20 protein-coding genes are annotated in these 19,822 nt (G+C 67.2%); 6 read left to right on the top strand and 14 right to left on the bottom strand.

Annotated features, from left to right (window positions below; translation table 11 throughout):
* Positions 1-129: 129 nt before the first annotated feature.
* The 8 genes from ASC95_RS02325 to ASC95_RS02290 form a co-directional block, all read right to left on the bottom strand.
* Entirely contained in the window at positions 130-621 is a 492-nt protein-coding gene (locus tag ASC95_RS02325) for a hypothetical protein (RefSeq protein WP_057296172.1), read from the bottom strand.
* Positions 622-720: 99 nt separating this feature from the next.
* The gene (glnA, locus tag ASC95_RS02320; protein WP_057296171.1) at positions 721-2,136 is read right to left on the bottom strand and encodes a type I glutamate--ammonia ligase; all 1,416 of its coding nucleotides are present in this window, start codon (positions 2,134-2,136) and stop codon (positions 721-723) included.
* Between the two features lie 166 nt (positions 2,137-2,302).
* Entirely contained in the window at positions 2,303-3,175 is an 873-nt protein-coding gene (locus ASC95_RS02315; protein ID WP_057296170.1) for a molybdopterin-binding protein, read from the bottom strand.
* Between the two features lie 4 nt (positions 3,176-3,179).
* Positions 3,180-4,013, bottom strand: a complete 834-nt coding sequence (locus ASC95_RS02310) for an EI24 domain-containing protein (protein WP_057296169.1) — start codon at positions 4,011-4,013, stop codon at positions 3,180-3,182.
* Positions 4,013-4,990, bottom strand: coding sequence for a sterol desaturase family protein (locus ASC95_RS02305; protein WP_057296168.1), 978 nt, complete (start codon positions 4,988-4,990; stop codon positions 4,013-4,015). The genes ASC95_RS02310 and ASC95_RS02305 overlap by 1 nt, the downstream gene beginning before the upstream one ends.
* Entirely contained in the window at positions 4,987-5,814 is an 828-nt protein-coding gene (locus tag ASC95_RS02300) for a polysaccharide deacetylase family protein (RefSeq protein WP_082567425.1), read from the bottom strand. Before ASC95_RS02300 ends, ASC95_RS02305 begins: the two co-directional genes overlap by 4 nt.
* Positions 5,811-6,809, bottom strand: a complete 999-nt coding sequence (locus ASC95_RS02295; protein ID WP_200960057.1) for a YncE family protein — start codon at positions 6,807-6,809, stop codon at positions 5,811-5,813. Before ASC95_RS02295 ends, ASC95_RS02300 begins: the two co-directional genes overlap by 4 nt.
* 70 nt (positions 6,810-6,879) lie before the next feature.
* The gene (locus ASC95_RS02290; protein WP_057296167.1) at positions 6,880-7,692 is read right to left on the bottom strand and encodes a TIGR00266 family protein; all 813 of its coding nucleotides are present in this window, start codon (positions 7,690-7,692) and stop codon (positions 6,880-6,882) included.
* 219 nt (positions 7,693-7,911) lie between these two features.
* Here ASC95_RS02290 and ASC95_RS02285 point away from each other — a divergent pair, with 219 nt between their 5' ends.
* Positions 7,912-8,301, top strand: coding sequence for a hypothetical protein (locus tag ASC95_RS02285; protein WP_057296166.1), 390 nt, complete (start codon positions 7,912-7,914; stop codon positions 8,299-8,301).
* Here ASC95_RS02285 and ASC95_RS02280 read toward each other — a convergent pair.
* The 4 genes from ASC95_RS02280 to phaC all read right to left on the bottom strand — a co-directional run bounded on the left by ASC95_RS02280 (position 8,282) and on the right by phaC (position 14,171).
* Complete coding sequence (locus ASC95_RS02280) at positions 8,282-10,222, bottom strand: methyl-accepting chemotaxis protein (RefSeq protein ID WP_057296165.1); 1,941 nt, start codon at positions 10,220-10,222, stop codon at positions 8,282-8,284. The two genes, ASC95_RS02285 and ASC95_RS02280, sit on opposite strands and share 20 nt — an antisense overlap.
* Positions 10,223-10,426: 204 nt before the next feature.
* Positions 10,427-11,164: an acetoacetyl-CoA reductase gene (gene phbB, locus ASC95_RS02275; protein WP_057296164.1), complete on the bottom strand. Its 738-nt coding sequence runs from the start codon at positions 11,162-11,164 to the stop codon at positions 10,427-10,429.
* A gap of 31 nt (positions 11,165-11,195) precedes the next feature.
* Positions 11,196-12,380, bottom strand: a complete 1,185-nt coding sequence (locus ASC95_RS02270) for an acetyl-CoA C-acetyltransferase (RefSeq protein ID WP_057296163.1) — start codon at positions 12,378-12,380, stop codon at positions 11,196-11,198.
* A gap of 114 nt (positions 12,381-12,494) precedes the next feature.
* Positions 12,495-14,171: a class I poly(R)-hydroxyalkanoic acid synthase gene (gene phaC, locus ASC95_RS02265; protein ID WP_057296162.1), complete on the bottom strand. Its 1,677-nt coding sequence runs from the start codon at positions 14,169-14,171 to the stop codon at positions 12,495-12,497.
* Between the two features lie 110 nt (positions 14,172-14,281).
* Between phaC and ASC95_RS29700 the strand changes: the two genes are divergently transcribed.
* Entirely contained in the window at positions 14,282-14,548 is a 267-nt protein-coding gene (locus ASC95_RS29700) for a hypothetical protein (RefSeq protein ID WP_082567423.1), read from the top strand.
* On the opposite strand, the gene ASC95_RS02260 is transcribed toward ASC95_RS29700, so the two are convergent.
* Both ASC95_RS02260 and maiA read right to left on the bottom strand, forming a co-directional pair.
* Entirely contained in the window at positions 14,468-15,196 is a 729-nt protein-coding gene (locus ASC95_RS02260) for a polyphenol oxidase family protein (protein WP_057296161.1), read from the bottom strand. The two genes, ASC95_RS29700 and ASC95_RS02260, sit on opposite strands and share 81 nt — an antisense overlap.
* Positions 15,186-15,821: a maleylacetoacetate isomerase gene (maiA, locus tag ASC95_RS02255; RefSeq protein ID WP_057296160.1), complete on the bottom strand. Its 636-nt coding sequence runs from the start codon at positions 15,819-15,821 to the stop codon at positions 15,186-15,188. Before maiA ends, ASC95_RS02260 begins: the two co-directional genes overlap by 11 nt.
* Positions 15,822-15,854: 33 nt before the next feature.
* Here maiA and ASC95_RS02250 point away from each other — a divergent pair, with 33 nt between their 5' ends.
* The 4 genes from ASC95_RS02250 (at position 15,855) to adhP (ending at position 19,808) form a co-directional block, all read left to right on the top strand.
* Positions 15,855-16,406, top strand: a complete 552-nt coding sequence (locus tag ASC95_RS02250; RefSeq protein ID WP_057296159.1) for an NUDIX hydrolase — start codon at positions 15,855-15,857, stop codon at positions 16,404-16,406.
* A gap of 54 nt (positions 16,407-16,460) precedes the next feature.
* Complete coding sequence (locus ASC95_RS02245; protein ID WP_082567422.1) at positions 16,461-17,231, top strand: ABC transporter substrate-binding protein; 771 nt, start codon at positions 16,461-16,463, stop codon at positions 17,229-17,231.
* 175 nt (positions 17,232-17,406) lie between these two features.
* On the top strand, positions 17,407-18,795 hold the full coding sequence (locus tag ASC95_RS02240) for an MBL fold metallo-hydrolase RNA specificity domain-containing protein (RefSeq protein ID WP_057296157.1): 1,389 nt from the start codon (positions 17,407-17,409) through the stop codon (positions 18,793-18,795).
* Positions 18,795-19,808 carry an alcohol dehydrogenase AdhP gene (adhP, locus tag ASC95_RS02235; RefSeq protein ID WP_200960081.1) on the top strand — a complete coding sequence of 338 codons (1,014 nt, stop codon included), beginning with the start codon at positions 18,795-18,797 and terminating at the stop codon, positions 19,806-19,808. Before ASC95_RS02240 ends, adhP begins: the two co-directional genes overlap by 1 nt.
* Positions 19,809-19,822 lie beyond the last annotated feature (14 nt).

Here is a 19,822-nt window from a genome sequence, read left to right as displayed (position 1 = left end):
GCGATTCTTCGTTGCGCCGTTTGCCCGGGCAACCAGCCCGGGCTGCACGCCGCGCCTTGCCTAGCCTCCGTTTTGGGGCCAACGCGAGCCCGGCCTGCCGCCGACCACGCTCCTCCGGCGCTCTGCGCCTCAGGGAAGTTTGGCGATTTCGCGCTTGAGCGCCTGGATGTCGGACTCGTGGCGCGCGATGCTGTCCTTGAGCTCGGCCATGCGGTCGAGGTACTTCTGGTAGTTGCGCTCGTCGCCGCGGCGCTCGCCCTGGCCGTTGTTGAACTCGCGCTGCGCAGCCGCGAGGCGTTCTTCCGCCTGGCGCAGCTCGGTCTGTAGCACGCGGCGGCGCTCGTCGTCGCGCACGCGCTGCTGGCCGGCGTCGATGCGGCTTTCAGCACCGCGCTGCCCCTCGGCCACTGGCGCAGCCGAAGCGCTGGCGCGCGGCCTGGGCGCCTGCAGCACGGTGATCGGCGTGCCCTCGATCGTGCGGCAGCCCTTCTCGTTGGCTTCCTTGGCGCTCAAGGCATCGGTGTAGAGCACCGGCGGCCCCGGGCAGCGATAGACCGTGCCCTGGGCTTGCGCGCCCAGGCTGGCCAGGACGAACAACGGAGCCAGCAATCGATTCAGCATGGCGGGATTGTGGCTCAGCGTCGGCAACAAAAAAGGGGCCGCAGCAGCGGCCCCCTTCCACGGGGATGACACAGGCAGCATGAGGGCTGCCCATGGTCATCACAGCGCGTAGTACATGTCGAACTCGACCGGGTGCGTGGCCATGCGGAAGCGCGTCACTTCCTGCATCTTCAGCTCGATGTAGGCGTCGATGTAGCTGTCGGTAAAGACGCCCCCCTTGGTCAGGAACGAGCGGCCCTTGTCCAGGTAGTCCAGCGCTTGGTCGAGGCTGTGGCAGACGGTCGGGATCTTCGCGTCTTCTTCCGGCGGCAGGTGGTACAGGTCCTTCGTGGCGGCTTCGCCCGGGTGGATCTTGTTCTCCACGCCGTCCAGGCCGGCCATCAGCAGCGCGCTGAAGGCCAGGTAGGGGTTGGCCGAAGGATCCGGGAAGCGCGCTTCGATGCGGCGGCCCTTGGGGTTGGCGACGTAGGGGATGCGGATCGAGGCCGAGCGGTTCTTGGCCGAGTAGGCCAGCTTCACCGGGGCTTCGAAGCCGGGCACCAGGCGCTTGTACGAGTTCGTGCCGGGGTTGGTGATGGCGTTCAGCGCGCGGGCGTGCTTGATGATGCCGCCGATGTAGTACAGCGCGAATTCGCTCAGGCCGGCATAGCCGTCACCGGCGAACAGGTTCTTGCCGTCCTTCCAGACCGACTGGTGCACGTGCATGCCAGAGCCGTTGTCGCCGACCAGGGGCTTGGGCATGAAGGTCGCGGTCTTGCCATAGGCGTGGGCGACGTTCTGGATGATGTACTTCTGCAGTTGCAGCCAGTCGGCGCGCTGCACCAGCGAGCTGAACTTGGTGCCGATTTCCATCTGCCCTGCGTTCGCCACTTCGTGGTGATGCACTTCGACCGGGATGCCCATCTGCTCGAGGATCAGGCACATCTCCGAGCGCATGTCCTGACCGCTGTCGACCGGGGGCACGGGGAAGTAGCCGCCCTTGACGGTGGGGCGGTAGCCGCTGTTGCCGTGCTCGTATTCCTTGGAGGAATTCCAGGCGCCTTCCTCGGACTCGATCTTGAAGAACGAGCCGGACATTTCATTGCCCCAGCGCACGCTATCGAAGATGAAGAACTCGGGTTCCGGGCCGAAATAAGCCGTGTCGCCCAGGCCGGAAGCCTTCAGATAAGCCTCGGCGCGCTTGGCCAGCGAACGCGGGTCGCGCTCATAGGCCTTGCCGTCGGCCGGGTCGACCACGTCGCAGGACAGGATCAGCGTCGGCTCTTCGAAGAAGGGGTCGATGTTGGCCGTATTCGGATCGGGCATCAGCAACATGTCCGAAGCTTCGATGCCCTTCCAGCCGGCGATCGAGGAGCCGTCGAAGGCGTGGCCCGATGTGAACTTGTCTTCGTCGAAATGGGAGACCGGCACGGAGACGTGCTGCTCCTTGCCACGTGTATCGGTGAAGCGGAAGTCAACGAACTTGACTTCGTTTTCCTTGACGATGTTCATCACATCGGCGACGGTCTTGGCCATCAATAGCTCCTAGCGGGATCTGGACAGGGGTGGAATGCCGCCACCGACGCACACGCGCCAGCGGCCACGGGGGTATTCAAAGCAGTTTGCATGCCAGATGCACCGACATGGGTTGCTGCCCGGCAGCGCCGGGCATTATGTGGCGGGCCTGGTTACGGCGCGAGAACTATCGCACCAGCTCGGTGCTGATGACCGCACCAAAATGGATCACGCCCCGCTTCAGGGCGTCGTAGGCGGCATCGAGGCGTTCAGCGTCGCCCAAGCCGATCGACGGGCCGCTCCCTAGATCGGCTGCGCCCCCTCGGGGGGCCGACTGCGTACTCGCGGGCGCGGGGCCCCATTTCACGCCCAACTCAATGCAGCGTCCCCACTGCGGGTGGTCGACGCTTGGCAGGCTAAAAACCTTGATGCCGTCGAACTCTGCCTCGACGGCTTCCATCAAAGGCGTCAGGCTGGCTTCCATCGCACCCTGCACGATCAGCGAGCGCTCGATGACGCCCACTTGGCGGTGCAGTTGCGGGTAGCGATCCAGCACCAAGGCCATCATCGGATGCGCCATGACCGGGAAGCCCGGCACGAAGTGGACGTGGCCGACGAAGAAGCCCGGGATCTTGTTGAAGGAGTTGGGGACGATGCCGGCGCCCTCCGGGAAGACGCCCATCTCCAGGCGGCGCAGCGTGTCGGGCTCGTCGGCCGTCACCGTCTTGCCTTGCTCCGCGGCGGTCTGCTGGATGCGCTGCCAGATCAGCTCGCGCGCCTCAGGGTGCAGAACCAGCGGCCTCCCGAGCGCGGCGGCAGCCGATTGGCGGGTGTGGTCGTCGGGCGTGGCACCGATCCCGCCGCAGCTGACGACGAGGTCGCCGCTGGCAAAGGCCTCGCGCAGTTTGCCAACGAGCAGTTCGCGGTCGTCGCCCAGGTACTGGGCCCAGGCCAGCTGCATGCCGCGTTGGGACAGCAGCTCGATGAACTTGGCCAGGTGGGAGTCCTGGCGCTTGCCCGACAGGATCTCGTCGCCAATGATGATGAGACCCACTTGCATAGCTTCAGCTTTCGATGAGGACGGCAGATTCAGCCACCGGCTCCGCCGCTCTTCGCGCCTGCAGGGCGGCGAGTGCGTAATGCGTGAACCAGGCTGTGGAGAAGGCGAACACCAGCGTGTAGAGCCAGATCGCCAGCAGCACCACGAAGGGCGCAAAGATGATGGCGGCCACGCCGGCCACGGCCCAGATCAGCGACGGCACGGCGCCGAGATAGCCGCAGACCACGCCCATGGCCAGCATGGGGAGACGATGTTCCTTGAGCAGCGCGCGACGCTCCTCCGCCGAGGCATGGTCGGCCAGCACGTCGAAGCCGAAGACGCGGTAGGTCAACCAGCCCCAGATCAGGGGCGGCAGCACCATGACAAGGGGCGGGATCAGCCACAGCGGCATGGACAGCAGGATGAGCACCAGTGCGACGACGGTGGCGCCCAGCGAGGCCGCGACGCTCTGCATCAGCGTGCCGCCGCGCTTCTTCTCCAACAGCGGGAAACGGCGCTGGGCGACGAGGCGCACGATGGCCGGCGTCATCAGCAGGGCGACCAGCAGCAGGCTCAGCAGGATGACGACGGGCAGCACGGCGGCCAGCACGACGATGGCCGCCAGCGCACTGCGGAAGGCCTGCAGACCCCAGCTGTCCAGCCACTGCAGCAGGCTCTCGATGAGGCGCCAGCTCTCCAGCGTCGCGCGCACTGCGGCAATGGCACCCTCCCAGAAGAAGAACATGAAGCCGAACACCAGCACGCCACAGATGAGCAGCGGCAGCAACGACAGCCCGATGACACGCGGGTGCAGGCAATAGGCGGCGGCGCGCCAGAAGGAATCGACGAAGCTTTGCATCAGGCAGCTTTCCGGAACGAACCGAACAGACGGATCAGCCCCAGCCATTGCTGGCGCCAGAAGCCGGCGCCGTAGTCGCGGCCACCTTCCTCGGGCAACTGGTCGCGCACGCCGGTGGCGTCGAAGCGGTTGTCGAAGTTGGCGGTGCGGAACAGCTGGTCCCACAGCGGCAGCAGGACGCCGAAGTTGTGCCCGCCCAGGGTGCCGCGGCCGCCGGATTCATGGCCGATGCCGATGCTGTGGTGCAGGCGGTGAAAGCGCGGGCTGATCAAGAGGCGCTCGCCGATGCGGCCGAAGCTGATGCGCGCATTCGCATGCTGCAGGCTTTCATGCAACTGGGTGATGACGGTGATGGCGACGAACTGGCCCGGCTCCACGCCGATGAGGCGGGCCAGCAGGGCCAGCGCCGTGCCGAGCAGCACGTCGTCCAGCAGGTGGTTTCGGTTGTCGCTCCACATCGTCATCTGGCGTTGGCTGTGGTGCAGGCTGTGCAGGGCCCACCACCAGTTGAACTGGTGCTGGGCGCGGTGCAGCCAGTAGCCGACGAAGTCGAAGACGACGAGATAGAGCAGGAGGCTCACCCAGGCCACATCGGTGACGCCGGGCCAGAAGCCGTCGAGCTGCCAGGTCGGCAGGCCCGCCATGCGCAGCTCGCCGGCGATGCCGTCCCACAGCGGCTCGATGCTGAAGAACATCAACAGGCGAACGAGGCCGAGGCGGTGGATCAGCGTGTAGATGACGTCGGTGCGCACGGCTGCATGGTCCGTCACCGGCTCGACGGGCCAGCGCCGCTCCAGGATGCCGATGCCCAGCACGATGACGACGATCTGGATCAGGCCCAGCAGCAGCCAGCCGGTCGCGTCGAAGGCATCCTCGAGCAGGTTGCCAAAGCCCAGGCCGAACACCACCGGCTGTACGACCGACTCGTAAAGCCAGAGCTGCGCGGCGTCGAAGGCGTTGGCAATCCAGTCGATCACGGTTTGCGGGCGTAGGTCTTGGGCTCGGTCTTCAGGGCGACCTTGGTTTCAGCGGCCTTGAACAGCGAGGCGTAGCGCGGATGTTCGCGCAGCGGTGCAAAGCATAGGCCCCGCTGCTCCAGCCCCGTCATCAGCGGCTCCAGCACTGCGGGCGCCCAGGGGTCTTGCCGCTCCCAGATGCCGAGGTGGGCGAGCAGGATGTCGCCGGGCTTGACGTCGCGCAGCGCCTTGTCCAGCAGCTGCGCGTTGGGATGGCTCTGGCTGGGCAGCTCATCCCCCAGGAAGCCCGCGCTGCTCCAGCCCACGTGGGTGAAGCCGCAGGCCTTGGCGGTATTCAGCAGGGCCTTGGACGAGCGCCCCGCCGGGGCACGGAAGATGGGGCCCAGCGACTTGCCCGTCATGGCCGTGAAGCGCTCGCCGACCTTCTTCAGGCTTTCGCAATACTGCTCGGGCGTGACCTCGTGGACGACAGGCGGGTTGACGCCCGCCTGCGTCTTCACCTTGAAGCGCACCACCTTGCCGTCGGCATCAAGCACGTCTTCCATGAAGATGTCGTGGTCCCAGGTGTGGGCGCCGAAGTCATGGCCCTCGGCCGCACGCTCGCGCCACCAGGGGGCCCAGGTGTCGTCCAGCGTCGTGCCACCGGTCAGCGTGGGCTCGCTGGCGAGGAAGAAGGTCGCTTTCGCGTTGTGCTTCTTCAGCGTCTCGGCGATCAGCGGCGCGACTCCCATGTGGCCGGTGTCGAAGGTGAGGTAGACCGGCTTGTCACAAGACGGTTGCGCGGTGGCCGCAGTGACCACCAGCGCCAGAGCCCAGGCTTTCATAGACGAGGTTGGTGATCCAGCGTCCAGATGCCGTGCGGCGACTTGCCCACCTTGACCTGCCTGACCACCTTGCGCGTGGTGGTGTCGATCTGCGTGACCTTGCCGGCCCAGCGCGAAGTGACGAGCAGCGTCTTGCCGTCGGTCAGCAGCTCCATGTCGTCGGGACCGGCCGGTGCCGGGAACTGGTCGACGACAGCCAGCGTCGTCAGGTCGATCTTGCTGATGGTGTTGGCGGCGCGGTTGCTGACCAGCACATGGCGCCTGTCGCCCCAGGCACGGAAGGAGTGGGCGCCGGCGCCCGTCAGGATGCGCTTGGCGAGCCTGGGCGCACCCGCGCCGCTGACGTCCCAGACCTCGACGAACTTGTCGCCCGTCAGGCCGATGAGGATGAAGCGGTCATCGGGCGTCAGGTAGATGTCGGCCGGCATCTTGCCGACGGTCTGCTTCCATTTGACGCTCTGCGTCGCCAGGTCGATGGCCAACAGTTCGTCGCTGTCCTGCAGGCTGGCGTAGAGCGTCGTGCTCTTGGTGTCGATGTTGAGGTGACTCGGCGTCTTCGGCGCCGGGATGCGCTTGACCAGTTGCAGCGGCTCGGCTGCGGCGCTGCCCTGCCAGCGGTAGAGGTCGACGCGGTCTAGACGGTTGGAGGCCGTGACCAGCCACTTCATATCCGGCGAAAAGCGCAGGTGATAGGGGTCGGGAATGCCACGCACGACACGCTGGACCTCGGCCGTGCGCGGATCGATGAAGGTCAGCGAATCAGCCAGCGCATTGGCGACGATGAGGGACTTTTCGTCGGGCGACAGGTAGAGGTGATGGGGCTCCTTGCCGGTCGGGATGCGCTTGATGACGGTGAAGCCGACCGGATCGACGACGGAGATGTCGGCGTCCAGCGAATTCAGCACGAAGACCGGCGGGCGGCCATTGCTCTGGGCATTGGCCTGGGCCAGGCCGGCCAGGACCATCAGGAGCGCGAACGCGCTGCGACGAAACATTCCAGGAGTCCTTAAAAGCAAAAAGGGCGGCAGCCGCCGCCCTCCACAACGCGTCAGTTTACCGGGGCGCTTACTCGTCGTCGCCGCCAAGGATGCTTCCCAGCAGCCCGCCGCCGGCAAAACCACCGAGAACGGAGCCCTCTTCCTTGTGGCCGCCGTTCTGGGGCGCGGCCGCGAAGATGCGCGAGGCCAGGCGCGAGAAGGGCAGGCTCTGCAGCCAGACCTCGCCCGGGCCGGTCAGCTTGGCCAGGAACAGGCCCTCACCGCCAAACAGCGCCGTCTTGATCTTGCCAACGTACTGGATCTCGAAATTGACATTGGGCGTGTAGGCAACGACGCAGCCCGTGTCCACCAGCAGCGTCTGGCCCGGCTGAAGGCTGCGCCGGACGATGGTGCCGCCGGCGTGCACGAAGGCCAGGCCGTCGCCCTCCAGGCGCTCCATGATGAAGCCCTCGCCGCCGAAGAAGCCGGCGGACAGCTTCTGCTGGAACGCGATGCCCAGGGACACGCCGCGCGCCGCGCACAGGAACGCGTCCTTCTGGCAGATCAGAGTGCCGCCCAGCGCTGCCAGGTCCATCGGGATGATCTTGCCCGGATAGGGCGCGGCGAAGGCCACGCGCTGCTTGCCGCTGCCGTTGTTGGTGTAGATGGTCGTGAACAGCGATTCGCCCGTCAGGAGCCGCTTGCCGGCGCCCAGCAGCTTGCCGAGGAAGCCGCCCTGGTTGGCCGAGCCGTCCCCGAAGACGGCGTCCATGCCGATTGACGAGTCCATGAAGAACATCGAGCCCGCCTCGCCGATGGCCGCCTCGCCGGGATCGAGCTCGATCTCGACAAACTGCATCTCGGCACCCTTGATCTCATAGTCGACAACATCCATGGCCATGCGGCTCTCCCGGCGATAAAAAACGGCCTGGATGATAGGGTGCCCTGCGGGTGTCGGCCCCACGCAGCGGCGTCAGGGATTTCAGGCCCGGCAAGCTGTTGCCGCGGCGCCGAGCGACGGCACGCCAATTTGTTTCCCTGTGCATCGGCCAGCGTCAGAAGGAAGCATCGAGATACATGGACGCCTGGCGCGCCCGCCCGATGCCCCAGACTGCGGCCGATGACACTACAGATCGACGAGCTCCAGCCGGAGCTGACAGCAGAGCAGGCCTTGACCGGCTGGCGCAGGGAATTCTGCGTCGAGTTGCGGGGCGAGGGCCAGGCGCGCATCTTCCTGAGGGTGCTCGAGTCACCTTCGTTGAAGGCCACCGAGTTGCGCCGCGGGGTGCTGTTTCACCGGGTCGGCGCGGGATTCGCCGATCTGGCGGGCTGCGTCGCGGCGGCCCGTGAGCCTCTGGAGCGGCTCGCCCTCACCGCAGTCCGCCAACAACCCAGCGCGGACAACCTCTTCGCCGCGGTCACCTACGACCGCCGCGCCTGGGAAGCCGTCGTGGATGCCGTGGACCACTGGCAGCGACGCCGGATCCCGGTCAAGCCATCGCTGTCCTGAACCTCGCCGCCGCCTCGCGCAGCTGACCGGCACGGTCTTCCAGCATTGACGCCGAAGCCGCCGTCTCCTCGACGAGGGCGGCATTCTGCTGCGTCGTCGAATCCACCTCGCGAATGGCAGCCGCGAGCTGGCGGACCTGGTCGGCCTGGGAGGAAGACTGGCTGCTGATGTCGCCGACGATGGCGGCCACGCGGTGGATGGCCTGCACGATCTCGCCCATAGAGCCACCCGCCTGGGCCACATAGGCCTCGCCCTGGTGGACGGTCTCGATGGACGAGTTGATCAACGTCTTGATCTCGCGGGCGGCTTCGGCCGAGCGCTGGGCGAGCGAACGGACCTCGCTGGCCACCACCGCGAAGCCGCGGCCCTGCTCGCCTGCGCGGGCGGCCTCGACAGCGGCGTTCAGCGCCAGGATGTTGGTCTGGAAAGCGATGGAGTCGATGACCTGGATGATGTCGCCGATCTTGCGCGAGCTCGCGGTGATCTCCTCCATGGAGTTCACGGCACGCTGCACGATGGCGCCGCCACGCCCGGCCAGCTCGGCCGCGCCCTGCACCAGGTCATGGGCCTCGCGCGCACTGTTCATGTTGTGGTCGACGGTCTGTTCCAGCACGCCGGTGCTGGCGCTGGTCTGCTCGACGACCGAAGCCATCGCATTGCCGCGTGCCGAGAGGTCCTGGTTGGCGCCCGAGATCTGCGTGGCCGACGTGGAGATGTGCTCGGCGCCGGCCCGCACCTCGTGCACGAGGCCACTCAGGCGCAGCGTGGCCTCGCGCAAGGCATTCGTCGCCAGCACGACCTCGTCGCGGCCGTCCAGGGCCGGGTTCTCGCTGAGGTCGCCGGCGCCCAGGGCCTCGATGCGGCGGCCCAGCGCAGCGCAACTGCTGCGCGACGCCAGGTAGTAGCTCACCAGCGCATAGACGGCAATGGTGACAAAGCTGATGGCCAGGATCATGGCCGTCCACAAGTCGCGCGTCAGGCGCTGGACCCGCGCGGTGACGAGTTCGGCCAGCTTTGCCTCCGCGGCGCGCTCCAACCTGTCGGCCGCGGCAATCTGTGCCGTGCCCAGCGCGAACCACTCGACCGCATCGACCTTGGGCGGCTCGCCCAGCACGAAGCCCTGAGCGAACTTCTCACGAAAGTCCTTGCGGATCCGGTCCACGAGCTGCACGTCCAGGCCTTTCACGGCCTCGGGATTGGCCGCCGCGACCCGGTTCAATGCCGCGGTCAGGCGCGTCAGGTATTCCTCGGTCAACGTGTCGGCCTGGTGCAGGCGCTGCAGCACGCCAGCGGGCGGTGAACCCATTTGAGCAGTCGCGGCGCCCAAGGCGCGCATGCGGCCGACGGCATCCCGCAGCCGCGGCAGGGCATCGGTGACGCTCAGCATCAGGTAGTAGGTATCCGCGTCGGGATCCAGGGCCAGGTTGGACTCGGACGAGGCCTGCTCGACAAGGGACTGCACCGCGTCGGTCAGCGCAAAGCTGGCCACGACGACCGGCTCGGGCTCGGCCGCACCGAGAGCGACCAGGGCCTTGGCCTTGGCGCGCGCGGCGGCCAGGCCTGAAGCGAGCTTGAGCGGGTCATCGCCGGTTGCGATCTCGCGCTCCAGCGTCTGGGCCTGGGTCTCGAACTTGCCCAGGGCCTCGTCGCGCCTGGCTTCGGCACCGGGCATCTTGGCGCTCATGCCGATGGAGGTCCCTCGCAGCGCCATGGCCGCGTTCAGCAGGCCGCTGACCTGACGTACCTGGGCAACCCCGACCAGCTCCTTGGCCGAGAAGTCACGCGCGTCGGATCGGTCGCCCGCCAGCGACACCAGCAGATAGGCCAGCGGAGTTGCAAAGCACAGGCAGACGATGAAGAACTTGTGCGCCATCGGCAGGCGGCGCATCAGGCTCACGGCGGGCAGAAAGACAAGGTTCATCCGGCTCATCCCATTGCTAATGCGCCGGTCGCTTGGCGCAGATGCCGGAATGTAGTCAGGCTGCCTCCTCGATTCAGGGGATAAGTTCACAACTGCAAGTCGTTGCGCGGGCAAGCGTGGAATTGTTGCCGTGCCGCCCCAATGCGGTGCGAACAACAAAAAAGCCGGCTGGCGCCGGCTTTGCAGATGGGAGCCGCCCGGCTCTCACCCCATGTGCATGCCGCCGTTGCAGGAGAAGTCGGCACCGGTCGAAAAACCCGAATCCCCGCTGGCCAGCCAGGCGACGATGGAGCCGATCTCCTCGGGCGTGCCCAGGCGCTTGACGGGAATCGTCGCCACGATCTTTTCCAGCACCTCGGGCTTGATGGCGCGGACCATGTCGGTGCCGATATAGCCCGGGCTGACGGTGTTGACTGTCACGCCCTTGGACGCCAGTTCCTGCGCCAGCGCCATCGTGAAGCCGTGCATGCCGGCCTTGGCGGCCGAGTAGTTGGTCTGGCCGGCTTGGCCCTTCTCGCCGTTGACCGAGCTGATCTGGATGATGCGGCCCCAGCCCTTTTCCACCATGCCCGGCACGACCTGCTTGGTCACGTTGAACATGCTGTTGAGGTTGGTGTCGATGACGGCATGCCAGTCGTCCGGCGTCATCTTCAGGAACATGCGGTCCTTGGTGATGCCGGCGTTGTTGACCAGCACGTCGATGGCGCCATGCTCGCCGATGGCCTTGGAGAAAGCCTCAACGGTGGAGTCCCAGTCGGCCACGTTGCCGACGGAGGCGTGGAAGTCGTAGCCCAGCGCCTTCTGTTCATCGAGCCACTTCTTGAAGTCGCGGCTCGGGCCGCAGCCGGCGATGACCTTGAAGCCTTCCTTGTGCAGGCGCTGGCAGATGGCGGTACCGATGCCGCCCATACCGCCCGTGACGTAGGCAACTTTCTTGCTCATGGATGTCTCCTGTTGTGATTGGGTGAGGGTATCAACGTTCGACGGTCAGGGCGACACCCATGCCGCCGCCGATGCACAGCGAGGCGATGCCCTTCCTGGCATCGCGCTTGATCATCTCGTGCAGCAGCGTGACGAGCACGCGGCAGCCGCTGGCGCCGATGGGGTGGCCCAGCGCAATCGCGCCACCGTTGACGTTCACCTTGCTCATGTCCCAGCCCATCTCGTTGTGCACGGCACAGGCCTGGGCAGCGAAGGCTTCGTTGATTTCCAGCAAGTCAAGGTCGGCGGGCTTCCAGCCGGCGCGCTCCAGCGCCTTGCGGGCCGCGGGCACCGGGCCCATGCCCATCAGCGCGGGGTCCAGGCCAGCCGAGGCGTAGGAGGCAATGCGCGCTAGCGGCGTCAGCCCCAGGGCCGCGGCCTTGGCGGCCGTCATGACGACGACGCCGGCGGCGCCATCGTTCAGGCCCGAGGCATTGCCGGCGGTGACGCTGCCGGCCTTGTCGAAGGCAGGGCGCAGGCCGGCCAGGGCTTCGGCGTTGGACTTGCGGTTGATGAACTCGTCGGCAGCGAAGACGATCGGATCGCCCTTCTTCTGCGCGATGCTGAACGGCACGATCTCATCCTTGAAGCGGCCGGCGTCCTGGGCCGCGGCGGCCTTCTGCTGGCTGCCCAGCGCCAGCGCATCCTGCTGCTCGCGCGTGATGCCGTACTTCTTGGCCACGTTCTCGGCCGTGATGCCCATGTGGTACTGGTTGTACACGTCCCACAGGCCGTCGACGATCATCGTGTCGATCATCTTCCAGTCACCCATGCGCTGGCCATCGCGCGAGCCCGGCAGCACATGAGGGCTCATGCTCATGCTCTCCTGGCCGCCGGCGATGACGATGTCGCTGTCACCGTCGCGGATGGCTTGCGCGGCCAGCATCACGGCCTTCAGGCCGGAGCCGCAGACCTTGTTGATCGTCATGGCCGGCACGGCCTGGGGCAGGCCGGACTTGATGACGGACTGGCGCGCCGGGTTCTGGCCCACGCCGGCCGTAAGCACCTGGCCGAGGATGACCTCATTGATCTGGTCGCCGGCCAGGCCGGTGCGGCGCAGCAGGTCCTGGATGACGGCGGCGCCCAGTTCGCTGGCGGGCGTCTTGGCGAGGGTGCCGCCGAACTTGCCGATGGCCGTGCGTGCGGCGGCGACGATGACGATGTCTTCTTTGCTCATGGATGTCTCCTTGGAAAAACAAATGCAACCACAGAGGCACAAAGGCACGGAGGAAGACAAAGAGAACCTGAGTTCTCTGTGCCTCCGTGCCTCAGTGGTTGCATTGAGAGGGTGTCACGCTTTCACTTTCACATAGCGACCGGGCGCGGGCTCGATCGCCTTGAACTTGCGGTTGCCCGGCGCCTTGGGTGCGGGCTTCTTGGCGCCGGCATGCGAAGCCAGCCAGGTGGACCAGTCCGGCCACCAGCTCCCCGGGTGCTCGGTGGCGCTGGCCAACCAGGCCTCGGGGTCGGCCGGCAAGGCCGTTCCCTTGGCAATCCAGTGGCTGCGCTTGCCCTTGGCCGGCGGGTTGATGACGCCGGCGATATGGCCCGACGCCCCCATCACGAAGCGCTTCTTGCCCTTCAGGATCTGGGTGCTGCGATAGGCGGCCTGCCAGGGCACGATGTGGTCCTCGCGCGAGCCGTAGATGTAGACCGGGGCTTGAATAGCACCCAGGTCGAGCTTCTCGCCGCAGACGGTCAGCTTGCCCGGCTCCTTCAACTCGTTTTGCAGATAGGTGTGGCGCAGATACCAGCAGTACATCGGCCCGGGCAGGTTGGTCGAGTCGCCGTTCCAGTACAGCAGGTCGAAGGGCGGCGGCTGCTCGCCCTTCAGGTAGTTGCCGACGACGTAGTTCCACACCAGGTCGTTGGGGCGCAGGAAGCTGAACGTGGTGGCCAGTTCCTGGCCATGCAGCAGTTGCGGGCCCTTCGGGCATTCGGGGCCCAGCGTGGCCTCGCGCAGGCGCACGCTGGCCTCGTCGACGAAGATGTCCAGGATGCCGTTGTCGGCAAAGTCCAGCAGCGTCGTCAGCAGCGTGAGGCTGGCCGCCGGCTGCTCGCCGCGCGCGGCGAGCACGCCCAGGGCAGTGGCGAGGATGGTGCCGCCGACGCAAAAACCCAAAGCGTTGATCTTGTCCTGGCCCGAGATCTCCTGCACGACGCGGGTGGCCTCGATGGCCCCCTGCTCGATGTAGTCGTCCCAGGTCAGCGCCTTGACCGACTCATCCGGGTTGCGCCAGCTGACGACGAAGACGCGATGGCCTTGCGTGACGGCGTAGCGGATGAGTGAGTTGTCCGGCTGCAGGTCCAGGATGTAGAACTTGTTGATGCAGGGCGGCACCAGCAGGAAGGGGCGCGTGTGCACGTCCTTCGTAAGCGGCGCGTATTCGATGAGCTGGAACAGCTCGTTCTCGAAGACGATGCTGCCGGCCGTGGTGGCCACGTTCTTGCCGACCTCGAAGGCGCTCTCGTCCGTCTGCGACACATGGCCGCGCTGCAGGTCGCCCCACAGCTGCTGCAGGCCACGGGTCAGCGTCTCACCCTGGCTGTCCAGCGCCAGCTTCTGCGCCTCGGGGTTCAAGGCTAGGTAATTGCTGGGCGACACGGCATCGACGAATTGCTGCACGGCGAAGCGGATGCGCGCCTTGGTCTTGTCGTCGGCCTCGATGGCCGAAGCCATCCGGCCCAGCGTCTGGCTGTTGAGCAGATAGAGCTGGGTCATGAAGCTGGCGGCCGGGTTGCTCCGCCATTCGGGTGCGGCGAAGCGGCGGTCGCCGATGGCCGGAGCCTCGCCCTGCCCCAGCGACGCGTTCCACAACGCCGTGGCCTGCTTCAGATAATCGGCCTGCAACTCGGCCAGTGCGGTGGGCGAGATCTGCGGCAGATGCGCCATCTGCTGCATCAGGTCCGCGAATACGGCCGGCCCCTCCGTGGCGGGCGGGGCGTCGTTCTTCTTGCTTGTGGCCATGTCTTCCTCGGAGCTCCCGCGTCGCGGTGTTGTCTCGATCCGTTGCAATAAGCTTGCCACATCTCGCAGCCCCAGCTTTTTAACCGCACGCACTGACGTGCCAATGACACATGTATCTCGTTGCGATTGCCTGGGCCTATGTGGCGCTGATGATGGCGGCGGCCGAAGCGATCAGCCCCCAGGGCTCGCTGTTCGGTGCCTTCGTCACGCTGATGCTCTATGGCGTCCTTCCACTGGGCCTGCTGCTCTACATCCTCGGCACGCCCGGCCGCAAGCGTCGGCGGCGTGCTGCCGAGCTAGCCGCGCAAGGAGATGCAGGCGGCCATGCGGCCCCGGGGCCGGCCGAGGGCCTCGCCCCGGAACGAAAAGAAGCGTGAATCATCCGTCAGCGTGCACCACGAGCCGCCGCTGATTTGGGTGACATTGACCGAGATCAATCTTTCGCGAGCCAACAGGGGCAGATCGGCGCGCCAGCGAGGCTCGGGGTTGGGCCGGTAGAGGAAGCCGGGCTGGTCGCGTTCGATGGGCTCACGGCCGAAAGCCGCAACGACCTCCGGGCCGACCTCGAAGGCCGCGGGGCCGATGCAGGCGCCGAGCCAGGCTTTCACATCGCCGGGCTGGCATTTCGCTGCGTCGCACAGCTCGGCCACCGTGTTCTCCAGCACGCCGGCCGCCAGGCCGCGCCAGCCGGCATGCGCGCCGGCCACGCCGCCCGGCGCTGCGAACAGCACGGGCAGGCAGTCGGCGACCAGGATGGCCACGGCCAGGTCCGGATCGGTCGACACGGCCGCATCCGCCTTGGGCGCGTTGTCGTCGTGCCAATCGGCGCGCAGGCGCACGACATCGGCGCCATGGACCTGATCGAGAAAGACGGGCCGCGCACCGAGCAATCCGGCGAGTCCGATGCGGTTGGCCTTGGCCAGCTCGGGGTCGCCCGCCTTGCGGCCGAAGTTGGAGCCGCGAGTGGTCATGAAGGCCGTCACGCCCGGCCAGTCCGGGCGCAGCCAGTTCGGATCAGGCTGCATCGGGACAAACGCCGGGATGCGTGTTGGCAAAGGCCGGCAGGGCCAGGCAGGCGGCGTTCACGCGCATGACGGTCGGGAAGTCGTCCAGCGGGCATTCGAAGCGCTGGGCGTTGTAGATCTGGGGCACGAGCAGGCAATCAGCCAGGCCCGGCGTGTCGCCGAAACAGTATGTCCCCGCCGTGGCCGCAAGGCGCTGCTCGACGATGCCCAGGCCCGTCGCCACCCAATGGCGGTACCAGCGGTCGACGGTCGTCTGCTCCTGGCCCAGGTCGTTCTTCAAATAGCGCAGCACGCGCAGGTTGTTGATGGGGTGGATGTCGCAACCGATGTCCTGGGCCAGCGCCCTCACCTGCGCCCGCGCGACGGCGCCCTGGGGAAGCAAAGGCGGCTCCGGATGCGTCTCGTCCAGGTATTCGAGGATCGCCATGGACTGGCTCAGCCATTGGCCGTCGTCCAGCACCAGCGCCGGCACGAGGTGGGAGACCTGCTGCTCGGCGAAGCTGCCGGCGAACTGCTCGTTCTTTGCGAGGTGGATGGCCGCGTAGTCGTAGTCCAGGCCCTTGAGCGCCAGCCCGATGCGCACGCGCCACGAGGCGGAAGAGCGGAAGTAGTTGTAGAGCTTCATGGCCGTCATTCTGCTCGCCATAAACTGGGCCGCATGCCCTTTCCCAGCCCGCTCAGACACTGCCCGAACTGCGGCACCGCCGTGGAATACCGCATCCCCGCCGATGACAACCGCGAACGCGCGGTCTGCCCGGGCTGTGGCGCCATCCACTACCAGAACCCGCTGAACGTGGTGGGCACGCTGCCGGTCTGGGAGGACGGCCGCGTGTTGCTGTGCCGGCGCGCCATCGAGCCGCGGCATGGCCTGTGGACGCTGCCGGCCGGCTTCATGGAACTGAACGAGACGACCGCCGAGGGCGCCCTGCGCGAGACCCAGGAGGAGGCTGGTGCCGACATCGAGATGGGGCCGCTGTACACCGTGCTCAACGTCGTGCGGGTGGGCCAGGTCCACCTTTTCTACCGCGCCCGGCTGCTTTCGCCCGAGTTCAACCCGGGGCCGGAGTCGCTGGAGGCCAGGCTCTTCAACGAAGACGAGATTCCCTGGGACGAGATCGCCTTCAAGACGACGCGAGAGACGCTGCGCTGCTTCTTCGCCGACCGCCGCCAGGGTGGCGGCTTTGCGCTGCACGACATCGACATTCCTTGATCTCACCCTCCGCGGCGCGCATCATCAACGGCGTCTCCAACGAAGGGATGAGCCATGTCGACACGGCGCGTGTGGTGCAAGGCAGGGTTGGGCTGGATGGCGGGGCTGGGGCTGGCGCGGCAGGCCCACGCGACACCGCTGCGCGCGGTGGGCTCGCAGTTCGCGCGCATCTTCGAGGGCAGCGAAGGCCAGGCGCCCAAGGGCCTGGCGGTGGACCTGCTGGGCATGCTGTTCGGCGACAACGTGCGCTGCGAATGGCTGCCCTGGCCGCGCGCGCAGCTGATGCTGGAGCAGGGCGAGGCGGACATCCTCATCGGCCCCTACCGCACGCCGGAACGCGAGGCCCGCATGCTGTTCAGCGTGCGCTCCTTCTACTCGGACGCCATGGTCTGGTACGCCCGCCGCGGCGAGGAGGCGCGCTGGACGGGTGAGTTTGGCGAACTGGCCCAGGCGCCCGTGGCCGCCGTGCGCGGCTGGGCCTACGGCAGCCGCTTCGAACGCATGAAGACGGGCATGAACCAACTGACCTGGGTACAGAGCGTCGACGCCGGGTTGCAGATGCTGATGAAGCGGCGCATCGAGCTGTTCGCAGCGAACGACCGCAACTGCCAGCCGGTGCTGCAACGCCTGGGCCTGGCTGACGCCGTCGCGCGCTGCTCGCCACCGCTGGACGTGCTGCACGGGCACATGGCCTTTGCACGCAGCGCCGGCGGTGAGGCCCTGTCGCAACGCTACGACCAGGCCTTCGAACAGTGGCTGCGCACCGGCTCGGCCGTCGAGCTGTACCGGCGCTGGGGTGTCGAGCGCCCGTCCACGCCCAGCTAGGGTTGATCAAGCGCGCTTGATCCAGCGCAAGGCCACCGGCAGTAGGCCGGCCTACGCTGAACCTGACTTGAACAGGTCAGGAGGCCACCATGGTTATCAATGTCGGATCGGTGGAACGCGCACGCCGCCTGATTGTGGGCTGCGGCCCGGTGAATTGGCTGCTGGGGCGCCGGCCGTGAGCACGACGGAGCTCAAGCTGCGCTTCTTCGGCGCAACCGGCACCGTGACCGGTTCCCGCTACCTCGTCGAATTCGGCGGCCGGCGATTGCTCGTCGACTGCGGGCTGTTCCAGGGCTTGAAGCAGTTGCGCCTGCGCAATTGGGCCCCCTTCCCCGTGCCGGCAGCGTCCATCGATGCCGTGGTGATGACGCATGCCCATATCGATCACAGCGGCTTCCTGCCCCGCCTGGTGGCGGAGGGCTTTCGCGGCTCCATCCACGCAACGCCTGGCACCAGCGACCTGCTGTCCGTGCTGCTGCCGGACTCGGGCCGGCTGCAGGAGGAGGACGCTCGCTACGCCAACCGGCACGGCTTCAGCAAGCATTCACCGGCGCTGCCGCTGTACACCGAGGCCCAGGCCCTGCACAGCCTCAAGCAGGTGCGCCGTCATGCCTTCGGCCAGGTGTTTGAACCCGTCCCCGGCCTGACGACGACATTCAGCCATGCCGGCCACATCATTGGCGCCGCCAGCGTCCACCTCACAACGGGCGCCAGCTCGATCACCTTCTCGGGCGACCTCGGGCGCAGCGACGACACCGTCATGTTGCCGCCGGCCGCGGCACACGCGGCCGACATCGTCGTCATCGAGTCCACCTACGGCGATCGGCGGCACTCTGAAACGCCCAGCGCAGACCAGCTCTGCGACGTCATCGCGCGCACTGCGGCCCGCGGCGGCACGACGCTGATCCCGGCCTTCGCCGTCGGGCGGGCACAGGCCATCCTGCACACCCTGCTGCGCCTGAAAGCCGCCGGGCGCATCGCCGACCTGCCCATCTACCTGAACAGCCCCATGGCCACCCAGGTCACGCGCCTGGTGCAGGTCCATGCCGATGAACACAGGCTGACCGAGCCTGAGCGCCGCGACCTCGTCGACAAGGTGCGCTACGTCCGCACCGAGGAGGAATCGCGCGCTCTGAACCATCCCAGCTATCCGAGCGTCATCGTCGCCGCCAGCGGCATGGCCACGGGTGGCCGCGTGCTGCACCACCTGGAGGCCCTGGCACCGGACCCCAGGAACAGCATCGTCTTCGTCGGCCATCAGGCCGCCGGCACGCGCGGCGCCACCCTGCTGGCCGGCGCGGACCGCATCCGCATGCACGGCCAGTGGGTGCCCGTGCGCGCCGAGGTGGCCGCCATCGACGGCATGTCCTCGCATGCCGACCAACCCCAGTTGCTGGCCTGGCTGCAAACGCTGCCGCGCCCGCCCAGCCACGTCTATGTGACCCACGGCGAACCGCAAGCCGCCGACGCGCTGCGCCAGGCCATCGAAGAAAGCCTGGGCTGGCCGGCCTCGGTGCCCGAGTACCTCGACACCGTGGCGCCCAAGGAATTGCCATGCCCATGATGAAAGCCGCGGTCGTCCGCGCCTACCGCGAGCCCCTCAGCCTGGAGGAGGTGGCCATCCCCGAAGTCCCCGCCGGGCAGGTTCTCGTCAAGGTGGCTGCCTGTGGCGTCTGCCACACCGACCTGCATGCCGCCGACGGCGACTGGCCGGTCAAGCCGCCGCTGCCTTTCATTCCGGGCCACGAGGGCGTCGGCCATGTCGCCGCCGTCGGCGCGGGCGTGCGCGGCATCCGCGAAGGCGATCGCGTCGGCGTGCCCTGGCTGCACACCGCCTGCGGGCATTGCGAGCACTGCCTGACGGGCTGGGAGACGCTGTGCGACCACCAGCAGATGACCGGCTACACGGTCAACGGCAGCTTCGCCGAATATGTGCTGGCCGATCCGGCCTATGTGGGCCACCTGCCCAACGACCTGTCCTTCGAGTCCCTCGCGCCCATCCTGTGCGCCGGCGTGACGGTCTACAAGGGCCTGAAGGTGCTGGACGCCCGGCCCGGGCAATGGGTGGCCGTCGTCGGCATCGGCGGTCTCGGCCACCTGGCCGTCCAGTACGCACGCGCGATGGGCTTTCACGTCGCAGCCGTGGACATCGACTCGGCCAAGCTGCAACTGGCCCAGCGGCTGGGCGCCGAGCTCTGCATCAACGCCGCCGAGGAAGACCCGGCCGCCGCACTGCAGCGCCAACTGGGCGGTGTGCACGGCGCCCTCGTGACCGCCGTGTCGCGCCAGTCTTTCAGCCAGGCGTTGGGCATGCTGCGCAAGCGCGGCACCATGTCCATGGTCGGCCTGCCGCCCGGCGACTTCGCACTGCCCATCTTCGATGTCGTCCTCAATGCCAAGACGGTTCGCGGCTCCATTGTCGGCACGCGCCAGGACCTGAACGAAGCATTGCAGTTCGCCGCGGACGGCGTCGTGCATGCCAGCACCACCACGCACCGGCTTGACGACATCAACCGCATCTTCGACGACCTGCGCACGGGGCGCATCGACGGCCGGGCCGTGCTGAGCTTTGCCTGAGTTTGCTTTCCAAG

The organism is Pelomonas sp. Root1217, from assembly GCF_001425705.1.
Classification (GTDB): Bacteria; Pseudomonadota; Gammaproteobacteria; order Burkholderiales; family Burkholderiaceae_C; genus Pelomonas.
This window is presented reverse-complemented; position numbering and strand designations above follow the sequence as displayed.

What these genes read in the sequence shown, in the direction of transcription:
- ASC95_RS02325 (WP_057296172.1), bottom strand. Translation starts at nt 621, where the DNA reads ATGCTGAATCGATTGCTGGCTCCGTTGTTCGTCCTGGCCAGCCTGGGC.
- glnA (WP_057296171.1), bottom strand. Translation starts at nt 2,136, where the DNA reads ATGGCCAAGACCGTCGCCGATGTGATGAACATCGTCAAGGAAAACGAA.
- ASC95_RS02315 (WP_057296170.1), bottom strand. Translation starts at nt 3,175, where the DNA reads ATGCAAGTGGGTCTCATCATCATTGGCGACGAGATCCTGTCGGGCAAG.
- ASC95_RS02310 (WP_057296169.1), bottom strand. Translation starts at nt 4,013, where the DNA reads ATGCAAAGCTTCGTCGATTCCTTCTGGCGCGCCGCCGCCTATTGCCTG.
- ASC95_RS02300 (WP_082567425.1), bottom strand. Translation starts at nt 5,814, where the DNA reads ATGAAAGCCTGGGCTCTGGCGCTGGTGGTCACTGCGGCCACCGCGCAA.
- ASC95_RS02295 (WP_200960057.1), bottom strand. Translation starts at nt 6,809, where the DNA reads ATGTTTCGTCGCAGCGCGTTCGCGCTCCTGATGGTCCTGGCCGGCCTG.
- ASC95_RS02290 (WP_057296167.1), bottom strand. Translation starts at nt 7,692, where the DNA reads ATGGCCATGGATGTTGTCGACTATGAGATCAAGGGTGCCGAGATGCAG.
- ASC95_RS02285 (WP_057296166.1), top strand. Translation starts at nt 7,912, where the DNA reads ATGACACTACAGATCGACGAGCTCCAGCCGGAGCTGACAGCAGAGCAG.
- ASC95_RS02280 (WP_057296165.1), bottom strand. Translation starts at nt 10,222, where the DNA reads ATGAACCTTGTCTTTCTGCCCGCCGTGAGCCTGATGCGCCGCCTGCCG.
- phbB (WP_057296164.1), bottom strand. Translation starts at nt 11,164, where the DNA reads ATGAGCAAGAAAGTTGCCTACGTCACGGGCGGTATGGGCGGCATCGGT.
- ASC95_RS02270 (WP_057296163.1), bottom strand. Translation starts at nt 12,380, where the DNA reads ATGAGCAAAGAAGACATCGTCATCGTCGCCGCCGCACGCACGGCCATC.
- phaC (WP_057296162.1), bottom strand. Translation starts at nt 14,171, where the DNA reads ATGGCCACAAGCAAGAAGAACGACGCCCCGCCCGCCACGGAGGGGCCG.
- ASC95_RS29700 (WP_082567423.1), top strand. Translation starts at nt 14,282, where the DNA reads ATGTATCTCGTTGCGATTGCCTGGGCCTATGTGGCGCTGATGATGGCG.
- ASC95_RS02260 (WP_057296161.1), bottom strand. Translation starts at nt 15,196, where the DNA reads ATGCAGCCTGATCCGAACTGGCTGCGCCCGGACTGGCCGGGCGTGACG.
- maiA (WP_057296160.1), bottom strand. Translation starts at nt 15,821, where the DNA reads ATGAAGCTCTACAACTACTTCCGCTCTTCCGCCTCGTGGCGCGTGCGC.
- ASC95_RS02250 (WP_057296159.1), top strand. Translation starts at nt 15,855, where the DNA reads ATGCCCTTTCCCAGCCCGCTCAGACACTGCCCGAACTGCGGCACCGCC.
- ASC95_RS02245 (WP_082567422.1), top strand. Translation starts at nt 16,461, where the DNA reads ATGTCGACACGGCGCGTGTGGTGCAAGGCAGGGTTGGGCTGGATGGCG.
- adhP (WP_200960081.1), top strand. Translation starts at nt 18,795, where the DNA reads ATGAAAGCCGCGGTCGTCCGCGCCTACCGCGAGCCCCTCAGCCTGGAG.